Annotated in this window: 14 protein-coding genes; 10 read left to right on the top strand and 4 right to left on the bottom strand. The window is 71.9% G+C overall.

The features are described 5' to 3' along the window. Positions 1–70 precede the first annotated feature (70 nt). On the bottom strand, positions 71–910 hold the full coding sequence (locus ACZ4AA_RS26450) for a DUF3109 family protein (protein WP_467607850.1): 840 nt from the start codon (positions 908–910) through the stop codon (positions 71–73). Between the two features lie 125 nt (positions 911–1,035). On the opposite strand from ACZ4AA_RS26450, the gene ACZ4AA_RS26445 reads away from it, so the two are divergent. From ACZ4AA_RS26445 to ilvD, 4 genes are all read left to right on the top strand, one after another. Beyond that, positions 1,036–1,968, top strand: coding sequence for a Ppx/GppA family phosphatase (locus ACZ4AA_RS26445; protein WP_467607847.1), 933 nt, complete (start codon positions 1,036–1,038; stop codon positions 1,966–1,968). Between the two features lie 313 nt (positions 1,969–2,281). After that, the gene (locus ACZ4AA_RS26440; RefSeq protein WP_467607844.1) at positions 2,282–3,106 is read left to right on the top strand and encodes a sugar phosphate isomerase/epimerase family protein; all 825 of its coding nucleotides are present in this window, start codon (positions 2,282–2,284) and stop codon (positions 3,104–3,106) included. Beyond that, entirely contained in the window at positions 3,103–3,720 is a 618-nt protein-coding gene (locus tag ACZ4AA_RS26435) for a TetR/AcrR family transcriptional regulator (protein ID WP_467607841.1), read from the top strand. The genes ACZ4AA_RS26440 and ACZ4AA_RS26435 overlap by 4 nt, the downstream gene beginning before the upstream one ends. Positions 3,721–3,888: 168 nt before the next feature. Next, on the top strand, positions 3,889–5,742 hold the full coding sequence (gene ilvD / locus ACZ4AA_RS26430) for a dihydroxy-acid dehydratase (RefSeq protein ID WP_467607838.1): 1,854 nt from the start codon (positions 3,889–3,891) through the stop codon (positions 5,740–5,742). 62 nt (positions 5,743–5,804) lie between these two features. Here the strand turns inward: ilvD and ACZ4AA_RS26425 are convergent, their stop codons facing one another. Beyond that, positions 5,805–7,973 (bottom strand): serine/threonine-protein kinase, encoded by a 2,169-nt coding sequence (locus ACZ4AA_RS26425; RefSeq protein ID WP_467607834.1) that lies wholly within the window; start codon positions 7,971–7,973, stop codon positions 5,805–5,807. A 134-nt stretch (positions 7,974–8,107) separates the two neighbouring features. Between ACZ4AA_RS26425 and ACZ4AA_RS26420 the strand changes: the two genes are divergently transcribed. From ACZ4AA_RS26420 to ACZ4AA_RS26410, 3 genes are all read left to right on the top strand, one after another. After that, the gene (locus ACZ4AA_RS26420; RefSeq protein WP_467607830.1) at positions 8,108–8,428 is read left to right on the top strand and encodes a peptidase; all 321 of its coding nucleotides are present in this window, start codon (positions 8,108–8,110) and stop codon (positions 8,426–8,428) included. 67 nt (positions 8,429–8,495) lie between these two features. After that, positions 8,496–8,993, top strand: coding sequence for an EamA/RhaT family transporter (locus tag ACZ4AA_RS26415; protein ID WP_467607828.1), 498 nt, complete (start codon positions 8,496–8,498; stop codon positions 8,991–8,993). Positions 8,994–9,259: 266 nt separating this feature from the next. Further along, the gene (locus ACZ4AA_RS26410) at positions 9,260–10,084 is read left to right on the top strand and encodes a class I SAM-dependent methyltransferase (RefSeq protein WP_467607823.1); all 825 of its coding nucleotides are present in this window, start codon (positions 9,260–9,262) and stop codon (positions 10,082–10,084) included. On the opposite strand, the gene ACZ4AA_RS26405 is transcribed toward ACZ4AA_RS26410, so the two are convergent. Further along, positions 10,048–11,469, bottom strand: a complete 1,422-nt coding sequence (locus tag ACZ4AA_RS26405; protein ID WP_467607819.1) for a SulP family inorganic anion transporter — start codon at positions 11,467–11,469, stop codon at positions 10,048–10,050. The two genes, ACZ4AA_RS26410 and ACZ4AA_RS26405, sit on opposite strands and share 37 nt — an antisense overlap. 350 nt (positions 11,470–11,819) lie before the next feature. Here ACZ4AA_RS26405 and ACZ4AA_RS26400 point away from each other — a divergent pair, with 350 nt between their 5' ends. From ACZ4AA_RS26400 to proC, 3 genes are all read left to right on the top strand, one after another. Further along, complete coding sequence (locus tag ACZ4AA_RS26400; RefSeq protein WP_467607817.1) at positions 11,820–12,680, top strand: ABC transporter ATP-binding protein; 861 nt, start codon at positions 11,820–11,822, stop codon at positions 12,678–12,680. After that, on the top strand, positions 12,677–13,510 hold the full coding sequence (locus tag ACZ4AA_RS26395) for an ABC transporter permease (protein WP_467607814.1): 834 nt from the start codon (positions 12,677–12,679) through the stop codon (positions 13,508–13,510). Before ACZ4AA_RS26400 ends, ACZ4AA_RS26395 begins: the two co-directional genes overlap by 4 nt. Positions 13,511–13,652: 142 nt before the next feature. Continuing rightward, the gene (gene proC, locus ACZ4AA_RS26390; protein WP_467607809.1) at positions 13,653–14,462 is read left to right on the top strand and encodes a pyrroline-5-carboxylate reductase; all 810 of its coding nucleotides are present in this window, start codon (positions 13,653–13,655) and stop codon (positions 14,460–14,462) included. 148 nt (positions 14,463–14,610) lie between these two features. Here the strand turns inward: proC and trpS are convergent, their stop codons facing one another. Further along, positions 14,611–15,615: a tryptophan--tRNA ligase gene (gene trpS, locus ACZ4AA_RS26385; RefSeq protein ID WP_467607805.1), complete on the bottom strand. Its 1,005-nt coding sequence runs from the start codon at positions 15,613–15,615 to the stop codon at positions 14,611–14,613. Positions 15,616–16,304 lie beyond the last annotated feature (689 nt).

Below are 16,304 nucleotides of genomic sequence, written 5' to 3'. Positions count from 1 at the left end.
GCCCGAGTCCACCTTGAGGCCCGGGCCACCTTGAGGCCCGGGCCCACGCGTACTGCGCCCGGTCGTGGACTCAGTCCACCGGATCCGCGGGGTGCGGTGCCAGCAGCGGCAGCTGCGAGGCCAGCCGCTCCTCGCACAGCTGGGCCAGACGGTCGTATCCCGCCTGGCCCATGAGCTCGATCAGCTCCGGGCGGTACGAGACGTACACCGGTTCACCGGCGCCGTGTGCCGAGGTCGCCGAGGTGCACCACCAGTGCAGGTCGTGGCCGCCCGGTCCCCAGCCGCGCCGGTCGTACTCGCCGATGGAGACCTGGAGCACCCGGGTGTCGTCGGGCCGGTCGATCCACTCGTACGTGCGCCGCACCGGCAGCTGCCAGCAGACGTCCGGCTTGGTCTCCAGCGGTTCGCGGCCCTCCTTGACGGCCAGGATGTGCAGCGAGCAGCCCGCGCCGCCGGCGAATCCCGGACGGTTCTGGAAGATGCAGGACCCCTCGTACGGGCGGGTCTGGCGGTCGCCGTCCTCGTCCTTGGACACCCAGCCCGTCTCCGTGCCCACGTCATGGTGCTGCCAGATCTCCGGCGTGAGCCGGGCCACGTGCCCCGCCACCCGCTTCTCGTCGTCCTCGTCGGAGAAGTGGGCCCCCAGGGTGCAGCAGCCGTCGTCGGCGCGGCCCGCCTGGATGCCCTGGCAGCCGCTCCCGAAGATGCAGTTCCACCGGGAGGTCAGCCAGGTCAGATCGCACCGGAACACCTGCTCGTCATCGGCGGGATCCGGGAACTCCACCCATGCGCGGGCGAAGTCGAGCCCCTTCTCGTCGCCCTTCTTCACAGGCTTCTTGGGCTTGGCGGCCTTCGCCTGCGGGGAGTCGGTGGCCGATTTGTCGGACTTCGCCTTTTTCGTCTTTGGCACGTGTCCAGGGTAAGTCGCTTCCGCCCCCGCCGGGGACGCTCCGCCGCCCGCCCGCAGGTCACCGTTCGACGTGGGCTTTCGCCCCGCCCCACGTGAACCGCCCTGCTGGCAGTAGCGTTCCGTACATGAGACTCGGTGTCCTCGACGTGGGTTCGAACACGGTGCATCTGCTGGTGGTGGACGCACACCCCGGCGCCCGGCCGCTCCCCGCGCACTCGCACAAGGCCGATCTGCGGCTTGCCCAACTGCTCGACGAGAACGGCGCGATCGACCCCGAAGGCGTCGACAAGCTGATCGAGACGGTCCAGGACGCCCTGGAGGCCGCCGAGGACAAGGGCGTCGAGGCCCTGCTCCCGTTCGCCACGTCCGCCGTGCGCGAGGCGGGCAACGCCGACGAGGTGCTCGCCCGTGTGAAGGCGGAGACCGACGTCGATCTCCAGGTGCTCACCGGCGCCGAGGAGGCACGGCTCACCTTCCTGGCGGCCCGCCGCTGGTTCGGCTGGTCGGCGGGCAAGCTGCTCGTCCTCGACATCGGCGGCGGCTCCCTGGAGATCGCGTACGGCATGGACGAGGAGCCGGACGCGGCCGTGTCGCTGCCGCTCGGCGCCGGCCGGCTCACCGCGGGCTGGCTGCCCAACGACCCGGCGGACCCGGCGGACGTGCGGGCGCTGCGCCGGCACGTACGGGCCCAGATCGCCCGGACGGTCGGGGAGTTCAGCCGGTTCGGCGCCCCGGACCACGTGGTCGCCACCTCCAAGACGTTCAAGCAGCTCGCCCGGATCGCCGGCGCCGCCCGCTCCACCGACGGCCTGTACGTCCAGCGCGAGCTCAAGCGCCGCTCCCTGGAGGACTGGGTCCCCCGCCTCGCGTCCATGACGGCCGACGAACGCGCCGAGCTGCCGGGCGTCTCCCCGGGCCGCTCGGGCCAGCTGCTCGCCGGAGCCCTGGTCGCCGAGGCCGCGATGGACCTCTTCGGCGTCGAAACCCTGGAAATCTGCCCCTGGGCCCTGCGCGAGGGCGTCATCCTGCGCCGCCTGGACCAGATGGCCTCGGAGTAGAGAGACGACCAGGACCCCGCGCAAGCACCCCGAGGGGGCGCGCGGAACGCCGGATACCAAGGCGCCCTGAAGGGGCGCGGGGAACGGCGCGCTCAGCCCCCTGTAGGGGAAAGCCGCCGACGACCCCCGCCCCCACGGCGGGTGGGTGCCGCCCCGCAGGGCCTGGTGGGACGCCGGTGGGGCCGGTCGCCCCGAAGGGGGCGCGGGGAACGGCGTGCTCGGCCCGCCGCGGGGGAGACCCGCCGACGACCCCCGCCCCCACGGCGAGTGGGCGCCCCGGACTCCGCCGTACGCACCCCGTACGCTGTCCCTCGTGGCAGAACCAGTGGTGCGCATCCCGGATGCGAAGGTCGCGCTGTCCACGGCCTCCGTCTATCCGGAGTCGACCGCGACGGCCTTCGAGATCGCCGCACGCCTCGGGTACGACGGCGTCGAGGTCATGGTGTGGACCGACCCCGTCAGCCAGGACATCGACGCGCTGCGCCGCCTCAGCGACTACCACCGCGTACCGATCCTCGCCGTCCACGCGCCCTGCCTGCTGATCACCCAGCGCGTCTGGTCCACCGACCCGTGGACCAAGCTCCAGCGCGCGAAGGCCGCCGCGGAGAAGCTCGGCGCGAGCACCGTCGTGGTCCACCCCCCGTTCCGCTGGCAGCGCCAGTACGCCCGTGACTTCGTCACCGGGATCTGGCGCATGGCCGACGAGACGGACGTGCGGTTCGCCGTCGAGAACATGTACCCGTGGCGCTACCGCGACCGCGAGATGCTCGCGTACGCCCCCGACTGGGACGTGACGAAGGACGACTACCGTCACTTCACGATCGACCTCAGCCACACCGCGACCGCCCGCACCGACGCCCTCCAGATGATCGACCGCATGGGCGACCGCCTCGGCCACGTCCACCTCGCCGACGGCAACGGCTCCAGCAAGGACGAGCACCTGGTCCCGGGCCGCGGCACCCAGCCCTGCGCCGAACTCCTGGACCGCCTCGCCCTGTCCGGCTTCGACGGTCATGTCGTCATCGAGGTCAACACCCGCCGGGCGATGTCCAGCGCGGAGCGCGAGGCCGACCTCGCCGAGGCCCTCGCCTTCACCCGGCTCCACCTCGCCGCGGCGGTCAAGGTGCCCCGCGGATGACGGACGCCGCCCCCCGCCGCGGCCGGGGACGACCCACCCGTACCCAGACGGAGGCGGGCCCCGCCACCCGCGACCGCATCCTGGAGGCGGCCCGCGAGGAGTTCTCCGAGCGCGGCTACGAGAAGACCTCGATCCGCGGGATCGCCAAGTCCGCCGGCGTGGACTCGGCCCTCGTGCACCACTACTTCGGCACCAAGGAACAGGTCTTCGAGGCGGCCATCGAGGTCGCCTTCGCCCCCGCGCTCGACGCGCCCGACAAGCTCGTCGAGGGCCCCCTCGAAGGCGTCGGCGAACGGCTGACCCGGTTCGTCCTCGGCATCTGGGAGAACCCCACGAGCCGTACCCCGCTGCTCGCGATCGTCCGCTCGGCGGTGAACAACGACGCCGCGGCCGCCGTCTTCCGCCGCCTGGTCGCCGCCCAGCTGCTGCGCCGCGTCGCCGGCCGGCTCGACCTCCCGGACGCGGAGCTGCGCGCGGAGCTCGCGGCGGCCCAGCTGGTCGGGGTCGCGATGCTGCGCTACGTGATCAAGGTCGAGCCGCTGGCCTCGGCGGACCTGGAGCGCATCGTGGTCAAGGTGGCCCCCGTGGTGCAAGGACACCTGACGAACCCATGAGCGAGTGAAGCCGGCCCTGCCCCGGTGAACACCGCCGACCTGCGCGGACGCCGTGCGGACACAGCCGCTGGGCGAGACATGCGGTCCGCGATACGGACACCCTGTCCGGATCCTGGAGCACCGGCGTACGCTCGACTTCAGTCTTATCTCCCGAAGGAGCGAGCGACGATGCCCGAGCTGAGGTCCCGCACAGTCACCCACGGCCGCAACATGGCGGGCGCACGTGCCCTGATGCGCGCCTCCGGTGTACCCGGTGCGGACATCGGACGGAAGCCGATCATCGCGGTTGCCAACTCCTTCACGGAGTTCGTGCCGGGCCACACCCATCTCCAGCCCGTCGGCCGGATCGTCGGCGAGGCCATCACGGCCGCCGGCGGCATCGCCCGCGAGTTCAACACGATCGCGGTCGACGACGGCATCGCGATGGGCCACGGCGGCATGCTGTACTCGCTGCCCTCCCGCGACCTGATCGCGGACTCGGTCGAGTACATGGTCGAGGCGCACTGCGCCGACGCCCTGATCTGCATCTCGAACTGCGACAAGATCACGCCCGGCATGCTCATGGCCGCCCTGCGCCTGAACATCCCGACGGTCTTCGTCTCCGGCGGCCCGATGGAGTCCGGCCGCGCCACCCTGGTCGACGGCACCGTCCGCACCCTCGACCTGGTCGACGCGATCTCCGACGCCGTGAACGACAAGATCTCGGATGAGGACATCCTCCGTATCGAGGAGAACGCCTGTCCGACCTGCGGCTCCTGTTCCGGCATGTTCACCGCCAACTCCATGAACTGCCTGACCGAGGCCATCGGCCTGAGCCTGCCCGGCAACGGCTCGATCCTCGCCACCCACACCGCCCGGAAGGGCCTGTACGAGGACGCGGCCCGCACGGTCGTCGACATCACGCGCCGCTACTACGACCAGGACGACGAGTCGGTCCTGCCGCGCAACATCGCCACCCACGCGGCCTTCGAGAACGCCATGGCCCTCGACATCGCCATGGGCGGCTCCACCAACACGATCCTGCACCTGCTGGCCGCCGCCCAGGAGGCCGGCGTCCCCTTCGGCCTGGACGAGATCAACGAGGTCTCGCGCCGGGTGCCGTGCCTCGCCAAGGTCGCCCCGAACGTCGCCAAGGACCGCACGTACTACATGGAGGACGTGCACCGCGCCGGCGGCATCCCCGCCCTCCTCGGCGAACTGCACCGCGCGGGTCTGCTCAACGAGGACGTCCACTCCGTCCACAGCCCGTCCCTGTCGGACTGGCTGAAGACCTGGGACGTGCGTGCCGGCTCCCCCTCGCCCGAGGCCGTCGAGCTGTGGCACGCGGCCCCCGGCTGCGTCCGCTCCTCCGAGGCGTTCTCCCAGTCCGAGCGCTGGGAGGCCCTCGACGAGGACGCCGAGGGCGGCTGCATCCGCTCCTCCGAGCACGCCTACTCCAAGGACGGCGGTCTCGCGGTCCTCAAGGGCAACCTCGCCGTCGACGGCTGTGTCGTGAAGACGGCCGGTGTCGACGAGTCCATCTGGACCTTCGAGGGCCCGGCGGTCGTCTGCGAGTCACAGGACGAGGCCGTCGACAAGATCCTCAAGAAGCAGATCACCCACGGCGACGTCGTGGTCATCCGCTACGAGGGCCCCAAGGGCGGCCCCGGTATGCAGGAGATGCTCTACCCGACCTCGTTCCTCAAGGGCCGCGGCCTCGGCAAGACCTGCGCCCTGATCACCGACGGCCGCTTCTCCGGCGGCACTTCGGGCCTGTCGATCGGTCACGCCTCTCCCGAGGCCGCGTCCGGCGGCACCATCGCGCTCGTCCGCGACGGCGACCGCATCCGCATCGACATCCCCAACCGCTCCGTCGAACTGCTCGTTTCCGACGAGGAGTTGGCCACCCGCCGCGAGGCGCTGAACGGGGTCTACGCCCCCGCGAACCGCGAGCGCAAGGTGACCGCCGCCCTGCGCGCCTACGCGGCGATGGCGACGAGCGCGGACAAGGGCGCGGTGCGCGACGTCTCCAAGCTCGGCTAGCCCGCCCGTCCTCGCGAAGCCGTGAAGGGGGCCGTTCCTGCCGGGACGGCCCCCTTCACGTCTCACCAGCCCGAGGGATCCCGCCCGTCGACCGCGAAGAGGGTGCCGTCGGGGGCGGTGGCGTAGACGCGGGTGCCGGCGGTGAGGGGGGCCGGGAGCGCGCTGACGAGCGAGCCCCGGGTGCCGCCCGCCCGTGGCTCGGTCTGGCCGAGCAAGGCGCCCCGGTCGGCGTCGACGGCGATGAGACGTCCGTCCACCGCGGTGAGGTAGAGGCGTCGTCCGGCCACGACCGGGGCGGACGCCTTGCTGACCGATGTCTCCACCCGCCACAGCTGCTTCGACGTCCTGGTGTTCACGGCGACCAGCGAACCGTCGTTCCCCAGCAGATACGCGACGTCCCCCCGTACCGCCACCTGCGCCTGGGCCTGCTGGACCCGCAGCGCGGTGCGGTGGAGCCGGCGCTGCGCCACGTCGTAACGCAGTACGGCGTCCGTGTACTGGTCTGTGGTGGTCGACGTGAACCAGACCGCTCCGTCGTGGGCGGCCACGATGCCGAGCTGCCCGTTCATCGTCCGCTGCCAGGTCGTGGAACCGGTCCGCGGGTCCACGGCGGCGACCCGGGTCTCGGTCGCCGTCGGCGTCGAGACCGCGTAGGCGACCCCGTCACCGAACGAGTGGAATTGGGGGAGGTGCATACCGGGGACGGTGTGACGCCACTTCTCCTTGCCCGTGGCGGCGTCCAGCGCGATGACCTTCGAGTCGGGGGCGATGAGCAGGACCACGCCGTCGACGTGGTCGATCCGGCCGTCGTAGCGTTCGACGTCCCGGGTCCAGCGCGTCGCGCCCGTGGCGGGGTCCAGCGCCGTCAGCCGCCGCCCGTCCCCGCTGCCGACCAGCAGGAGCCCGCCGGAAAGGACCGGGGCCGGGGTGGAGTAGGCGCTGGCGGTCCCCGTGTCGCTCCGGGACCACAGCACTTCGCCGTTGTCCGGATCGATCGCGGCGGCGAGGACTCCGGGCCGGACGCAGAGCAGGGCTCGGGGCGTGTCCGTGCACTGCGTCTGACCCGCGGCTTCGGAGCCGGAGGTCTTCAGATCGCGACTCCAGGGCCGGAAGGTGTGCCCGGGCGGGAGAGCGGCGTGGTGTTCCGCCGCCGGGCTCTGCGACGCGCCGGGCAGACCGAAGGCGCCGACGACCACACCGGCGACGACGGCGAGCCCGGCGACCGCGACGAGCGCGGGCAGACCCCGGCGCCTGCCGCCCCGCTTCCGGGCGGCCACATGGGTACGGTCCTCGGCGCCCTCCGGCCGCTCACGCCGCATCCGCGGACGCGAGGCCCGCTCCGGTACGGCCGACTCCCCTCTGCCGGTGCGCTGTTCGGGGATGAAAGCCCGGGTGTCGTACGAGGCCGAGACCGAGCGCAGCGCGGTCATCAGCTCGTCCGGGGTGGGCCGGTCCTCGGGTTCCTTGGCGAGGCAGCGCGCGACCAGATCGAGCAGTTCCTCCGGCACCCCGGTCAAGTCGGGCTCGTCGTGCACGACTTGATAGGCGACCAGATAGGGACTGTCCGAGTCGAAGGGCCCGCTCCCGGTGGCCGCGTGCACGATCACCGACCCGAGGGCGAACACGTCAGCGGGCGGCCCGACATGCCGCGGTCTGCTGAACTGCTCCGGCGCCATGAACGGCGGAGTGCCGATCAACTTGCCCGTCTCGGTCCGCAGTTCACTGTCGGCGGGGCGCGAGATGCCGAAGTCGATGACCTTCGGCCCGTCCTCCGCCAGCAGGACGTTGCTGGGCTTGAGATCGCGGTGGACGACCCCGGCCCGGTGGATGTCGCGCAGGGCCTCGGCGAGTCCGGCCATCAGGTGGCGCAACCGGTCCGTGGGCAGCGCGCCGTTCCGCTTCACGTGTTCGGCGAGGGTCGGTCCCGGGATGAACAGGGTCGCCATCCACGGGCGTGCGGCGTCGGGGTCGGCGTCCACCACGGGCGCGGTGAAGGCACCGCTGACCCGTCGCGCGGCCGCGACCTCCTGACGGAACCGCCCCCGGAACTCGGGGTCTTGCGAGAACTCGGCGTGCACGACCTTGACGGCCAGCCGCAACCCGGAGGCGGACCGCGCCAGATGCACGATTCCCATGCCACCGGAGCCCAGTCTCGCCTCCAGCAGGTACTGCCCGGCATAGCGCGGATGTTCCGCTTCCGAGTCCGTACCAGTGCTGCGCTGTGGCGGCATCACTCACCCCCGTGGGTTCGACCGCATGCGCGACGCGCAGAGCCTAGTCGATCCTTCGTGCGAAACCTCGGCGGCTTGCTAGCCTCGGCGCGCAGCCACAAGTTGGCGTGAATCAATCAACGGGGGACAGAGACATGGCCACGGAAGACATTGTGATCACGGACTCGACAGCGGCGGCGGACGGCATGTCGGCCACTGCCCAGGCGCTGCGCACCTACCCGCTCGCGCCGGGCCACAACGTCAACGTCCGCAGTGGTCCGGGAACGCACTTCAGCGTCGTCCGCACGCTGCCGGCGGGTTCGAGCGTTCCGATCTACTGCCAGTGCCCGGGCGAGTCCGTGGCCGGCCCGTACGGGACGAGCAACATCTGGGACAACATCTCGAACGGACAGTTCGTCTCCGACGCCTACGTCCAGACCGGCAGCGACGGCTACGTCGCCGCCAAGTGTTCCTGACCGTCTCCCCGGCTCCGGGGCACCCACGGCGGTGGGGCGGGTCGTCGCCCGGGGCGATAATCGTCCGGTGAGCGACGAGAACAGCACCGGAACCGGCACCCCCGCGGGGCCCCAGCCCGAGCCCCTGCGGTTCTTCGGGACGACCTGGGTGGAGCACGACGGCGGCTACACCGCCCGCCGGATCGGCGTGGCCGTCGGCTCGCCGGTCGCCGCGGTGGCCTCCTGCTTCGTGCTCCGCTTCGCCTACGAGGGCCTGACCATCGGGAACGTGGGCACACTCGTGACCGTGATGGTCGTGGTGATGTTCGCGGTGTGCACCGCGCTCGCGTTCGGCCACACCTGGGAGTCCTTCTCCAAGCGGCCCGACCCCGAACGCCGGGCCAAGCTGCGCGGACTGCTCACCATCGGTTTCGTCGGCTCCCTCCTCGCCTACTCCCTGCGCTCGCTCACCGAGGCCCCGGGCGAGAAGCTGCACCGCGCGGAGTACGAGACGGCGAAGGAGCAGTACATCCGCCGCACCACACGCCGCGCCGGCAACCCCGCGAAGAAACGCCGCCGCGCCTGACCGGGTCCCGCGTTGAAGCGCCGCCGGGCCTGACCGGCTCCGGCGAAGAAGCGCCCGCCCCGCCTGACCGGAGTTCGACGAAGGGGCGGCGCCGCGACTTACCGGGTCCCGCGTTGAAGCACCGCCGGGCCTGACCGGCTCCCGCGGAGGAGCGCCGCCGCGCCAGCCCCGGCCTCACGAAGAAGCGCCGCCGCGCCCGACCACGTCCGGCCGCCGCGGCGGAAAACCCCCTACCCGGGTCCCGCGCCGCCCGCGATCATGACCCCATGACGCCTTCCTCGTCGCCCTCGCCCTCCAGCTCCTCCGGAGCCGCCCGGCACGCCGCGCGTGCGCGCTCCTTCGACAGTGCCGCGGCGCAGTACGCCGCCAACCGCCCCTCGTACCCGCCCGCCCTCTTCGACGCCGTGGAAGACCTGGCCGGCCGGTCGCTGAGCGGGGCCAGGGTTGCCGACGTAGGGGCCGGCACCGGCATCTCGACCGGGCTGCTGCACGGCCGGGGCGCGGACGTCCTCGCCGTGGAGCCCGGCCCTGGCATGGCCGCCGAGTTCCGCCGCGTCCACCCCCGCATCCCGATCGTGCGGGGCAGCGGCGACGCCCTGCCCCTCGCGACCGCCTCGACGGACTTCCTCACCTACGCCCAGTCCTGGCACTGGACCGAACCGCGCCGCTCGGTGCCGGAGGCCCTGCGCGTCCTGCGTCCCGGCGGGGCGCTCGCCCTGTGGTGGAACACCGAGGCGCTCGGCGTCCCGTGGATCGAGGCGGCGGCCCGGCGCGCCGGACGGTTCCTCGGCCTGGACGAGAAGGACCTGAAGGCGGAGAGGAGCCACGGTTCCGCCGACCCCGCGCACTCCCTGGCCGCCGACCCCAGCGGGACCCTCACCTTCGAGCACCGCCGGGTCCGCTGGAGCCGGCGCGTCCCGGTCGACACCCGTCTCGCGAACATCGGCAGCCACTCGCACTTCCTGGTCCTCGGCGAGGAGGCCACCGGCGCCTTCTTCGCCGAGGAACGCGACCACCTCCTCCAGGCCTTTCCCGAAGGGTTGGTGGAGGAGACCTACGTCGTGGAGCTGCTGGTGGCGATCCGTCCCTGATCCCGCCCGGCGGCCCACGCGTCCAGGGCCGCCGCACACGCGTGGTCCACATGCCGCAGCCCGGCCAGTTCCAGCCGTACGACACGGTCGCGGGGCAACGCCTCCAAGGCGTCCAGCAGCTTCGGCAGCCGCAGGAACGTGGCGTTGCCCGCCACCCGTACGACCAGGCCCGCGGCGCCCCGGTCCTCCGTCTCCACGTGCACATGACTGATGTCCCAGGCCGTCTTGGCCACGGCGAGCGCGAGCCCGGCCAGCACCCCCTCGAACAGGTTCCCCAGCACGATCGCCACCGCGGTCACCGCGAGCACGACCACCTCACCGCGATGCCCGCGCCACAGCGTCCGCACCTCCCGCACCGGCACGAGCTTGAACCCCGCGTGCACCAGCAGCCCCGCCAGCGCCGCCACCGGGATCAGCCCGAGCACCGCGGGCACCACGGCGGTGAAGAGCAGCAGCCACACCCCGTGCAGCACCCGAGACACCTTGGTCCGCGCTCCCGCGTGCACGTTGGCCGCGCTCCGCACGATCACCGCGGTCATGGGCAGCGCCCCGAGCATCCCGCACACGGCGTTGCCCGCGCCCTGCGCGATGAGCTCCCGGTCGTAGTCGGTACGCGGCCCCTGGTGCAGCCGGTCCACCGCCGCCGCGCTGAACAGCGACTCCGCCGAGGCGATCAGCGCGAACGCCAGCACCGTCCCGATCACGCCCACTTCCGTGAGCCGGCCCAGATCCGCGGTGGACGGCGGCCGCACGGCGTCGAAAAGCCCCCGGATCTCGACCCGCCGCACCGCCAGGCCGAAGACCCCGGTCACGGCCGAGGCGAGCGCCACCGCCAGCAGCGGCGCCGGCACCACCCGCGCGCCCCGCCGCCAGCGCGGCCACAGCAGCAGTACGGCGACGGTGGCGCCCCCGACGGCCAGCGCCACGGGATCGGCGGCCCCGGCCAGCGACACCAGCCCGGCGAGCTTCCCGAGCCCGCCCGAGGGTGCCGTCGCGTCGCCCATGGCGTACACCTGGCCCGCGATCAGCACGAGCCCGATCCCGGCGAGCATCCCCTGCACGACGGCCACCGACACGGCCCGGAACCACCGCCCGAGCCGGAGGACCCCGAGCCCGAGCTGCACGAGCCCGGCCCCGAGCACCAGCACGCCGAGCGCCTGGACCCCGTACGACCGCACGGCCTCGTACACGAGCACGGTCAGCCCGGCGGCGGGGCCGCTCACCTGGAGACTGCTTCCGGGCAGCGCCCCGGCGACCAGCCCGCCGACGATTCCGGTCACCAGCCCCAGTTCGGCCGGTACACCGGACGCTATGGCGACCCCGACACACAGGGGCAACGCCACCAGAAAGACGACGAGGGACGCGAACAGATCGGCCTTGCGCATCACGACAGCACCTCCGGTCGACAGCGGGAGATGCGTGGGTGCCGTGCCGGGGGAGGGCACGGCGGCCCTGGCGACACGGCACGGGGCCGTATCGCGCAGTGAAATCCATTGTCAGGTAAGCCCGTTGGCCGCGCAGCACCTCCGGGGCCGCGTCACGCGAATGCGGGAGCGCGTGATGCGGAGGCGCCGCGGACGATCGCGTTCCGTTCGCGCCGCCGCACGCCCGCGCCACCCGCCCCGCATGCCCGCGCCACCCGCCGCACGCCTGAGCCACCCGCCGTACGCCCCCTCGTACCGGTCCCGCGCGGCCCTTGACCCGCGTACCCCGCGAGAGGAATATTCATCGCGTGATGATTATTCGTCCTCGTCCGCCCGACCCCACAGGAACACCCGTGCCCCTTTCCCCGCCCGCCGTCCGCGCCGAAGGCCTCACGGTCGTCCGAGGCACCCGCACCGTCCTGCACGGACTCGACTTCACCGTTCCGCGCGGCCAGATCACCGGCCTGCTCGGCCCCTCCGGCTGCGGAAAGTCCACCCTGATGCGCGCGACCGTCGGCACCCAGGCCAAGGTCGGCGGCACCCTCGACGTCCTCGGCCTCCCCGCGGGCGCCGCCGCACTGCGCTCACGCATCGGGTACGTCACCCAGGCGCCCTCCGTCTACGACGACCTGAGCGTCCGCCAGAACCTCGACTACTTCGCCGCGATCCTCGACCCCGGCCGGGCCGCCGCCGACCGCCGCCACGCGGACGTCACCCGCGTCATCGCCGACGTCGACCTCACCACCCACGCCGACTCCCTCGCCGGCAACCTCTCGGGCGGCCAGCGCAGCCGCGTCTCGCTCGCCGTCGCCCTCCTCGGAGCCCCGGAACTCCTCGTCCTCGACGAGCCGACCGTCGGCCTCGACCCCGTCCTGCGCCGCGATCTGTGGAGCCTCTTCCACTCCATCGCGGAGGAGCGCGGTACGACCCTCCTCATCTCCTCCCACGTCATGGACGAGGCGGAGCGCTGCCACCGGCTCCTGCTCATGCGCGAGGGCGGGATCCTCGCCGACGACACCCCCGAAGCCCTGCGCGAACGGACCGGCTCGGACACCGTCGAAGCCGCCTTCCTGCACCTCGTGGACGAGGCGGTCGCCACCGCACGCCGGCCCGCGCCGGCCACGACGTCCCCGCTCCCCGGCCCCGACTCCCGCGAGGAGACCGCACGATGAGTTCCACCGCGGCCACCAGCCCCACTCCGCCCGCCGCGCCCGAACCCCACGCCGCCCCGGGACAGCCGGCCCCCGCGCCTCGCCCGAGCGCGCTCAACCTCTCCCGCACGACGGCCACCGCGGCCCGCGCCCTGCGCCAGCTCCGGCACGACCCGCGCACCATCGCGCTGATGATCCTCGTCCCCTGCGTGATGCTGGTCCTGCTCCGCTACGTCTTCGACGGCAGCCCGGGCACCTTCGACTCCATCGGCGCGTCCCTCCTCGGGATCTTCCCGCTGATCACGATGTTCCTGGTGACCTCGATCGCGACCCTGCGCGAGCGCACCTCCGGCACCCTCGAACGCCTCCTCGCGATGCCCATGGGCAAGGGCGACCTCATCGCCGGCTACGCCCTCGCGTTCGGCGCGCTCGCGATCGTCCAGTCGGCCCTGGCCACCGGACTCGCCGTCTGGGCCCTCGGCCTGGACGTCACCGGCTCCCCCTGGCTCCTGCTCCTGGTGGCCCTCCTCGACGCCCTCCTGGGCACGGCCCTCGGCCTCTTCGTCTCGGCATTCGCCGCCTCCGAGTTCCAGGCCGTCCAGTTCATGCCGGCGGTGATCTTCCCGCAGCTCCTCCTGTGCGGCCTGTTCACCCCGCGCTCCGACATGCACCCCGTCCTGGAGGCGATCTCCGACGTCCTCCCGATGTCGTACGCGGTCGACGCCATGAACCAGGTCCTCAGGCACACCGATCTGACCGCGACCTTCGTGCGCGACGTGCTGATCGTCGCGGGCAGCGCGCTGCTGGTCCTGGGGCTCGGAGCGGCGACCCTGCGCCGCAGGACGCCGTAGGCCGTGTCCGCCGCGGAGCCCTTCGGCCGTGGGCGGCGGGGGCGGCCGGCCCTCCGTCCGCCCACCGGACATCCCGCCCGCCCCCATGATCCCGGTGGGAGGATGAACACGGACGACTCAACTCCCGGAGGGCACCCGCACCATGCCTCAGAAAGTCGCAGTCCTCGGCACCGGCAAGATCGGCGAAGCCCTGCTCAGCGGAATGATCCGAGCCGGCTGGGCCCCCACCGATCTCCTGGTCACCGCCCGCCGGCCGGAGCGGGCCAAGGAACTCCAGGAACGCCACGGCGTCACCCCGGTCGGCAACGCCGAAGCGGCGAAGACGGCGGACACCCTGATCCTCACGGTCAAGCCCCAGGACATGGGCGCCCTGCTGGACGAACTCGCCCCGCACATCCCCGCCGACCGTCTGATCATCAGCGGCGCGGCGGGCATTCCGACCTCCTTCTTCGAGGAGCGGCTGGCCGCGGGCACGCCCGTCGTCCGCGTCATGACGAACACGCCCGCCCTCGTCGACGAGGCCATGTCCGTCATCTCCGCGGGAAGCCACGCCACCGCCGAGCACGTGGCGTACGCCGAGGAGATCTTCGGCGCGGTCGGCAAGACCCTGCTCGTCCCCGAGTCGCAGCAGGACGCCTGCACCGCGCTCTCCGGCTCGGGACCCGCGTACTTCTTCTACCTGGTCGAAGCCATGACGGACGCGGGCATCCTGCTCGGCCTGCCCCGCGACAAGGCCCACGACCTGATCGTCCAGTCCGCGATCGGCGCCGCCGTGATGCTCCGCGACAGCGGCGAGCACCCGGTCAAGCTCCGTGAGAACGTCACCTCTCCCGCGGGCACCACGATCAACGCGATCCGCGAGCTGGAGAACCACGGCGTACGCGCCGCACTCATCGCCGCGCTGGAAGCGGCCCGCGACCGCAGTCGCGAACTCGCCTCCGGCAACAGCTGACGCGCCCACTCCGCTCCGACCGGCCCCGGCACCGAGCCGTCCTCGGTCCCGGGAGCCGGCCCGGAGCCGAGGACGACCACCGGCCCGGCTCTTCGGCTCCGGTAGTCCGGCCCTCCGGTGGTCCGACCCGCGCCTATCCGGCCCGCGCCTATCCCGCCGAAGGCGCCAGCAGGCCGATGGCCTCGTACGCGGAGTCCACTCTCGGCCGCGCCGTCTCCCTGGCCCGCCGCGCACCGTCCCGCAGCACCCCCTCCACATAGGAGGGGTCAGCGCACAGCCGCTGGTGCCTCTCCTGCACGGGCCTGAGCAGCTCGACCACGGCGTCGGCGGTGTCCTTCTTCAAAGCGCCGTACGACGTATAGGTACCGCCGAGGGTCTCGGGGTCCCCGCCCTCGCACGCCGCCAGGATCTCCAGCAGATTCGAGACCCCGGGCCGCTCCTCCGGGTCGTACGCGACGTCCTGTCCGCTGTCCGTCACCGCGCGCATGAACTTCTTCCGTACGGCGTCCGGCTCGTCGAGGAGATAGACGACACCGGGCCCCACGTCGTCGCTCTTCCCCATCTTCGACGTCGGCTCCTGAAGGTTCATGACCCGTGCCGCGACCTCCGGCCGGGTCGCCCGGGGCACGACGAACGTATGCCCGTAGCGCTGGTTGAACCGCACCGCCAGATCCCGGGTCAGCTCGACATGCTGTGTCTGGTCCTCCCCGACCGGAACCTCGTCGGTGCCGTACGCCAGGATGTCGGCCGCCATCAGTACGGGATAGGTCAGCAACGACAGCCGCACGCTCCCGCCACGATTCCGTTCCAGCGCGGCCTTCTCCTTGTACTGGATCATCCGCCGCATCTCGCCGTCGGTCGCGACGCACTCCAGCAGATACGACAGCCGGGCGTGCTCGTCCACATGGCTCTGTACGAACACGGTGCACAGCTCGGGATCGAGCCCCGAGGCCAGCAGCAGCGTGGCCGCCTGCCTGCTGAGCCTGCGGACCCGCCCCGGATCGTGGTCCACGGTCAGCGCGTGCAGATCCACGATGCAGAAGAGGGCCTCGGCCCGGTGCTGGTCGACCTCCGCCCAGCGGCGTACGGCACCCAGGTAGTTCCCCAGCGTCAGATGCCCGGTCGGCTTGACCCCGCTGAAGATCCGCGTCATCTCTCAACCTCCTGGTCGAGGCCGCCGCACCCGTCGGCCGGCTCCCCAGGAGGGAAACAAGAACGGCCGCCGAGGCGGCGGCCGTTGAGTACATACGTGTGTACGGCCGCCGTCAGGCGGCCCACCACTGCTGGGCGCACGTACGCGTAGTCATGGACGTCAGCGTACGCCTCGGGTGGCCCGTCGGGGCCTCGGTTGACACGGCCCGTGCCCGTCCGTAGTGTTCTCCGAGTTGTCCGACGTGAGAGCCGACTCCGGTCGTCCCCGGACAGCCATTCCGCACCAGCATCCAACGATCGACGACTCGTCGTCGGCTCGTTTTCATGCATGTTTGCGAAATGAGGATTCCGCGTTCGAAAGAGCGCCACCCCGATTAGCTCGGGAGTCCGGAATCCGCTAATGTCTCACTCGTCGGAACGGCCCAACAGTCGCGATGACAAACCCCGCTGACTGGGAGTCAGGCCCGAAAGGATCTGATAGAGTCGGACTCGCCGGAAAGGGAAACGCGAAAGCGAAAACCTGGAAAGCGCCGAGGAAATCGGATACGGAAACGGTCTGATAGAGTCGGAAACGCAAGACCGAAGGGAAGCGCCCGGAGGAAAGCCCGAGAGGGTGAGTACAAAGGAAGCGTCCGTTCCTTGAGAACTCAACAGCGTGCCAAAAATCAACGCCAGATATGTTGATACCCC

The sequence above is a fragment of the Streptomyces sp. NPDC024698 genome, assembly GCF_055559015.1.
This window is presented reverse-complemented; position numbering and strand designations above follow the sequence as displayed.

Excerpts from the sequence above, each read along its gene's own strand:
- ACZ4AA_RS26445 (WP_467607847.1), top strand. The coding sequence starts at position 1,036 with ATGAGACTCGGTGTCCTCGACGTGGGTTCGAACACGGTGCATCTGCTG.
- ACZ4AA_RS26435 (WP_467607841.1), top strand. The coding sequence starts at position 3,103 with ATGACGGACGCCGCCCCCCGCCGCGGCCGGGGACGACCCACCCGTACC.
- ilvD (WP_467607838.1), top strand. The coding sequence starts at position 3,889 with ATGCCCGAGCTGAGGTCCCGCACAGTCACCCACGGCCGCAACATGGCG.
- ACZ4AA_RS26425 (WP_467607834.1), bottom strand. The coding sequence starts at position 7,973 with ATGCCGCCACAGCGCAGCACTGGTACGGACTCGGAAGCGGAACATCCG.
- ACZ4AA_RS26420 (WP_467607830.1), top strand. The coding sequence starts at position 8,108 with ATGGCCACGGAAGACATTGTGATCACGGACTCGACAGCGGCGGCGGAC.
- ACZ4AA_RS26410 (WP_467607823.1), top strand. The coding sequence starts at position 9,260 with ATGACGCCTTCCTCGTCGCCCTCGCCCTCCAGCTCCTCCGGAGCCGCC.
- ACZ4AA_RS26405 (WP_467607819.1), bottom strand. The coding sequence starts at position 11,469 with ATGCGCAAGGCCGATCTGTTCGCGTCCCTCGTCGTCTTTCTGGTGGCG.
- ACZ4AA_RS26400 (WP_467607817.1), top strand. The coding sequence starts at position 11,820 with ATGATTATTCGTCCTCGTCCGCCCGACCCCACAGGAACACCCGTGCCC.
- ACZ4AA_RS26395 (WP_467607814.1), top strand. The coding sequence starts at position 12,677 with ATGAGTTCCACCGCGGCCACCAGCCCCACTCCGCCCGCCGCGCCCGAA.
- proC (WP_467607809.1), top strand. The coding sequence starts at position 13,653 with ATGCCTCAGAAAGTCGCAGTCCTCGGCACCGGCAAGATCGGCGAAGCC.
- trpS (WP_467607805.1), bottom strand. The coding sequence starts at position 15,615 with ATGACGCGGATCTTCAGCGGGGTCAAGCCGACCGGGCATCTGACGCTG.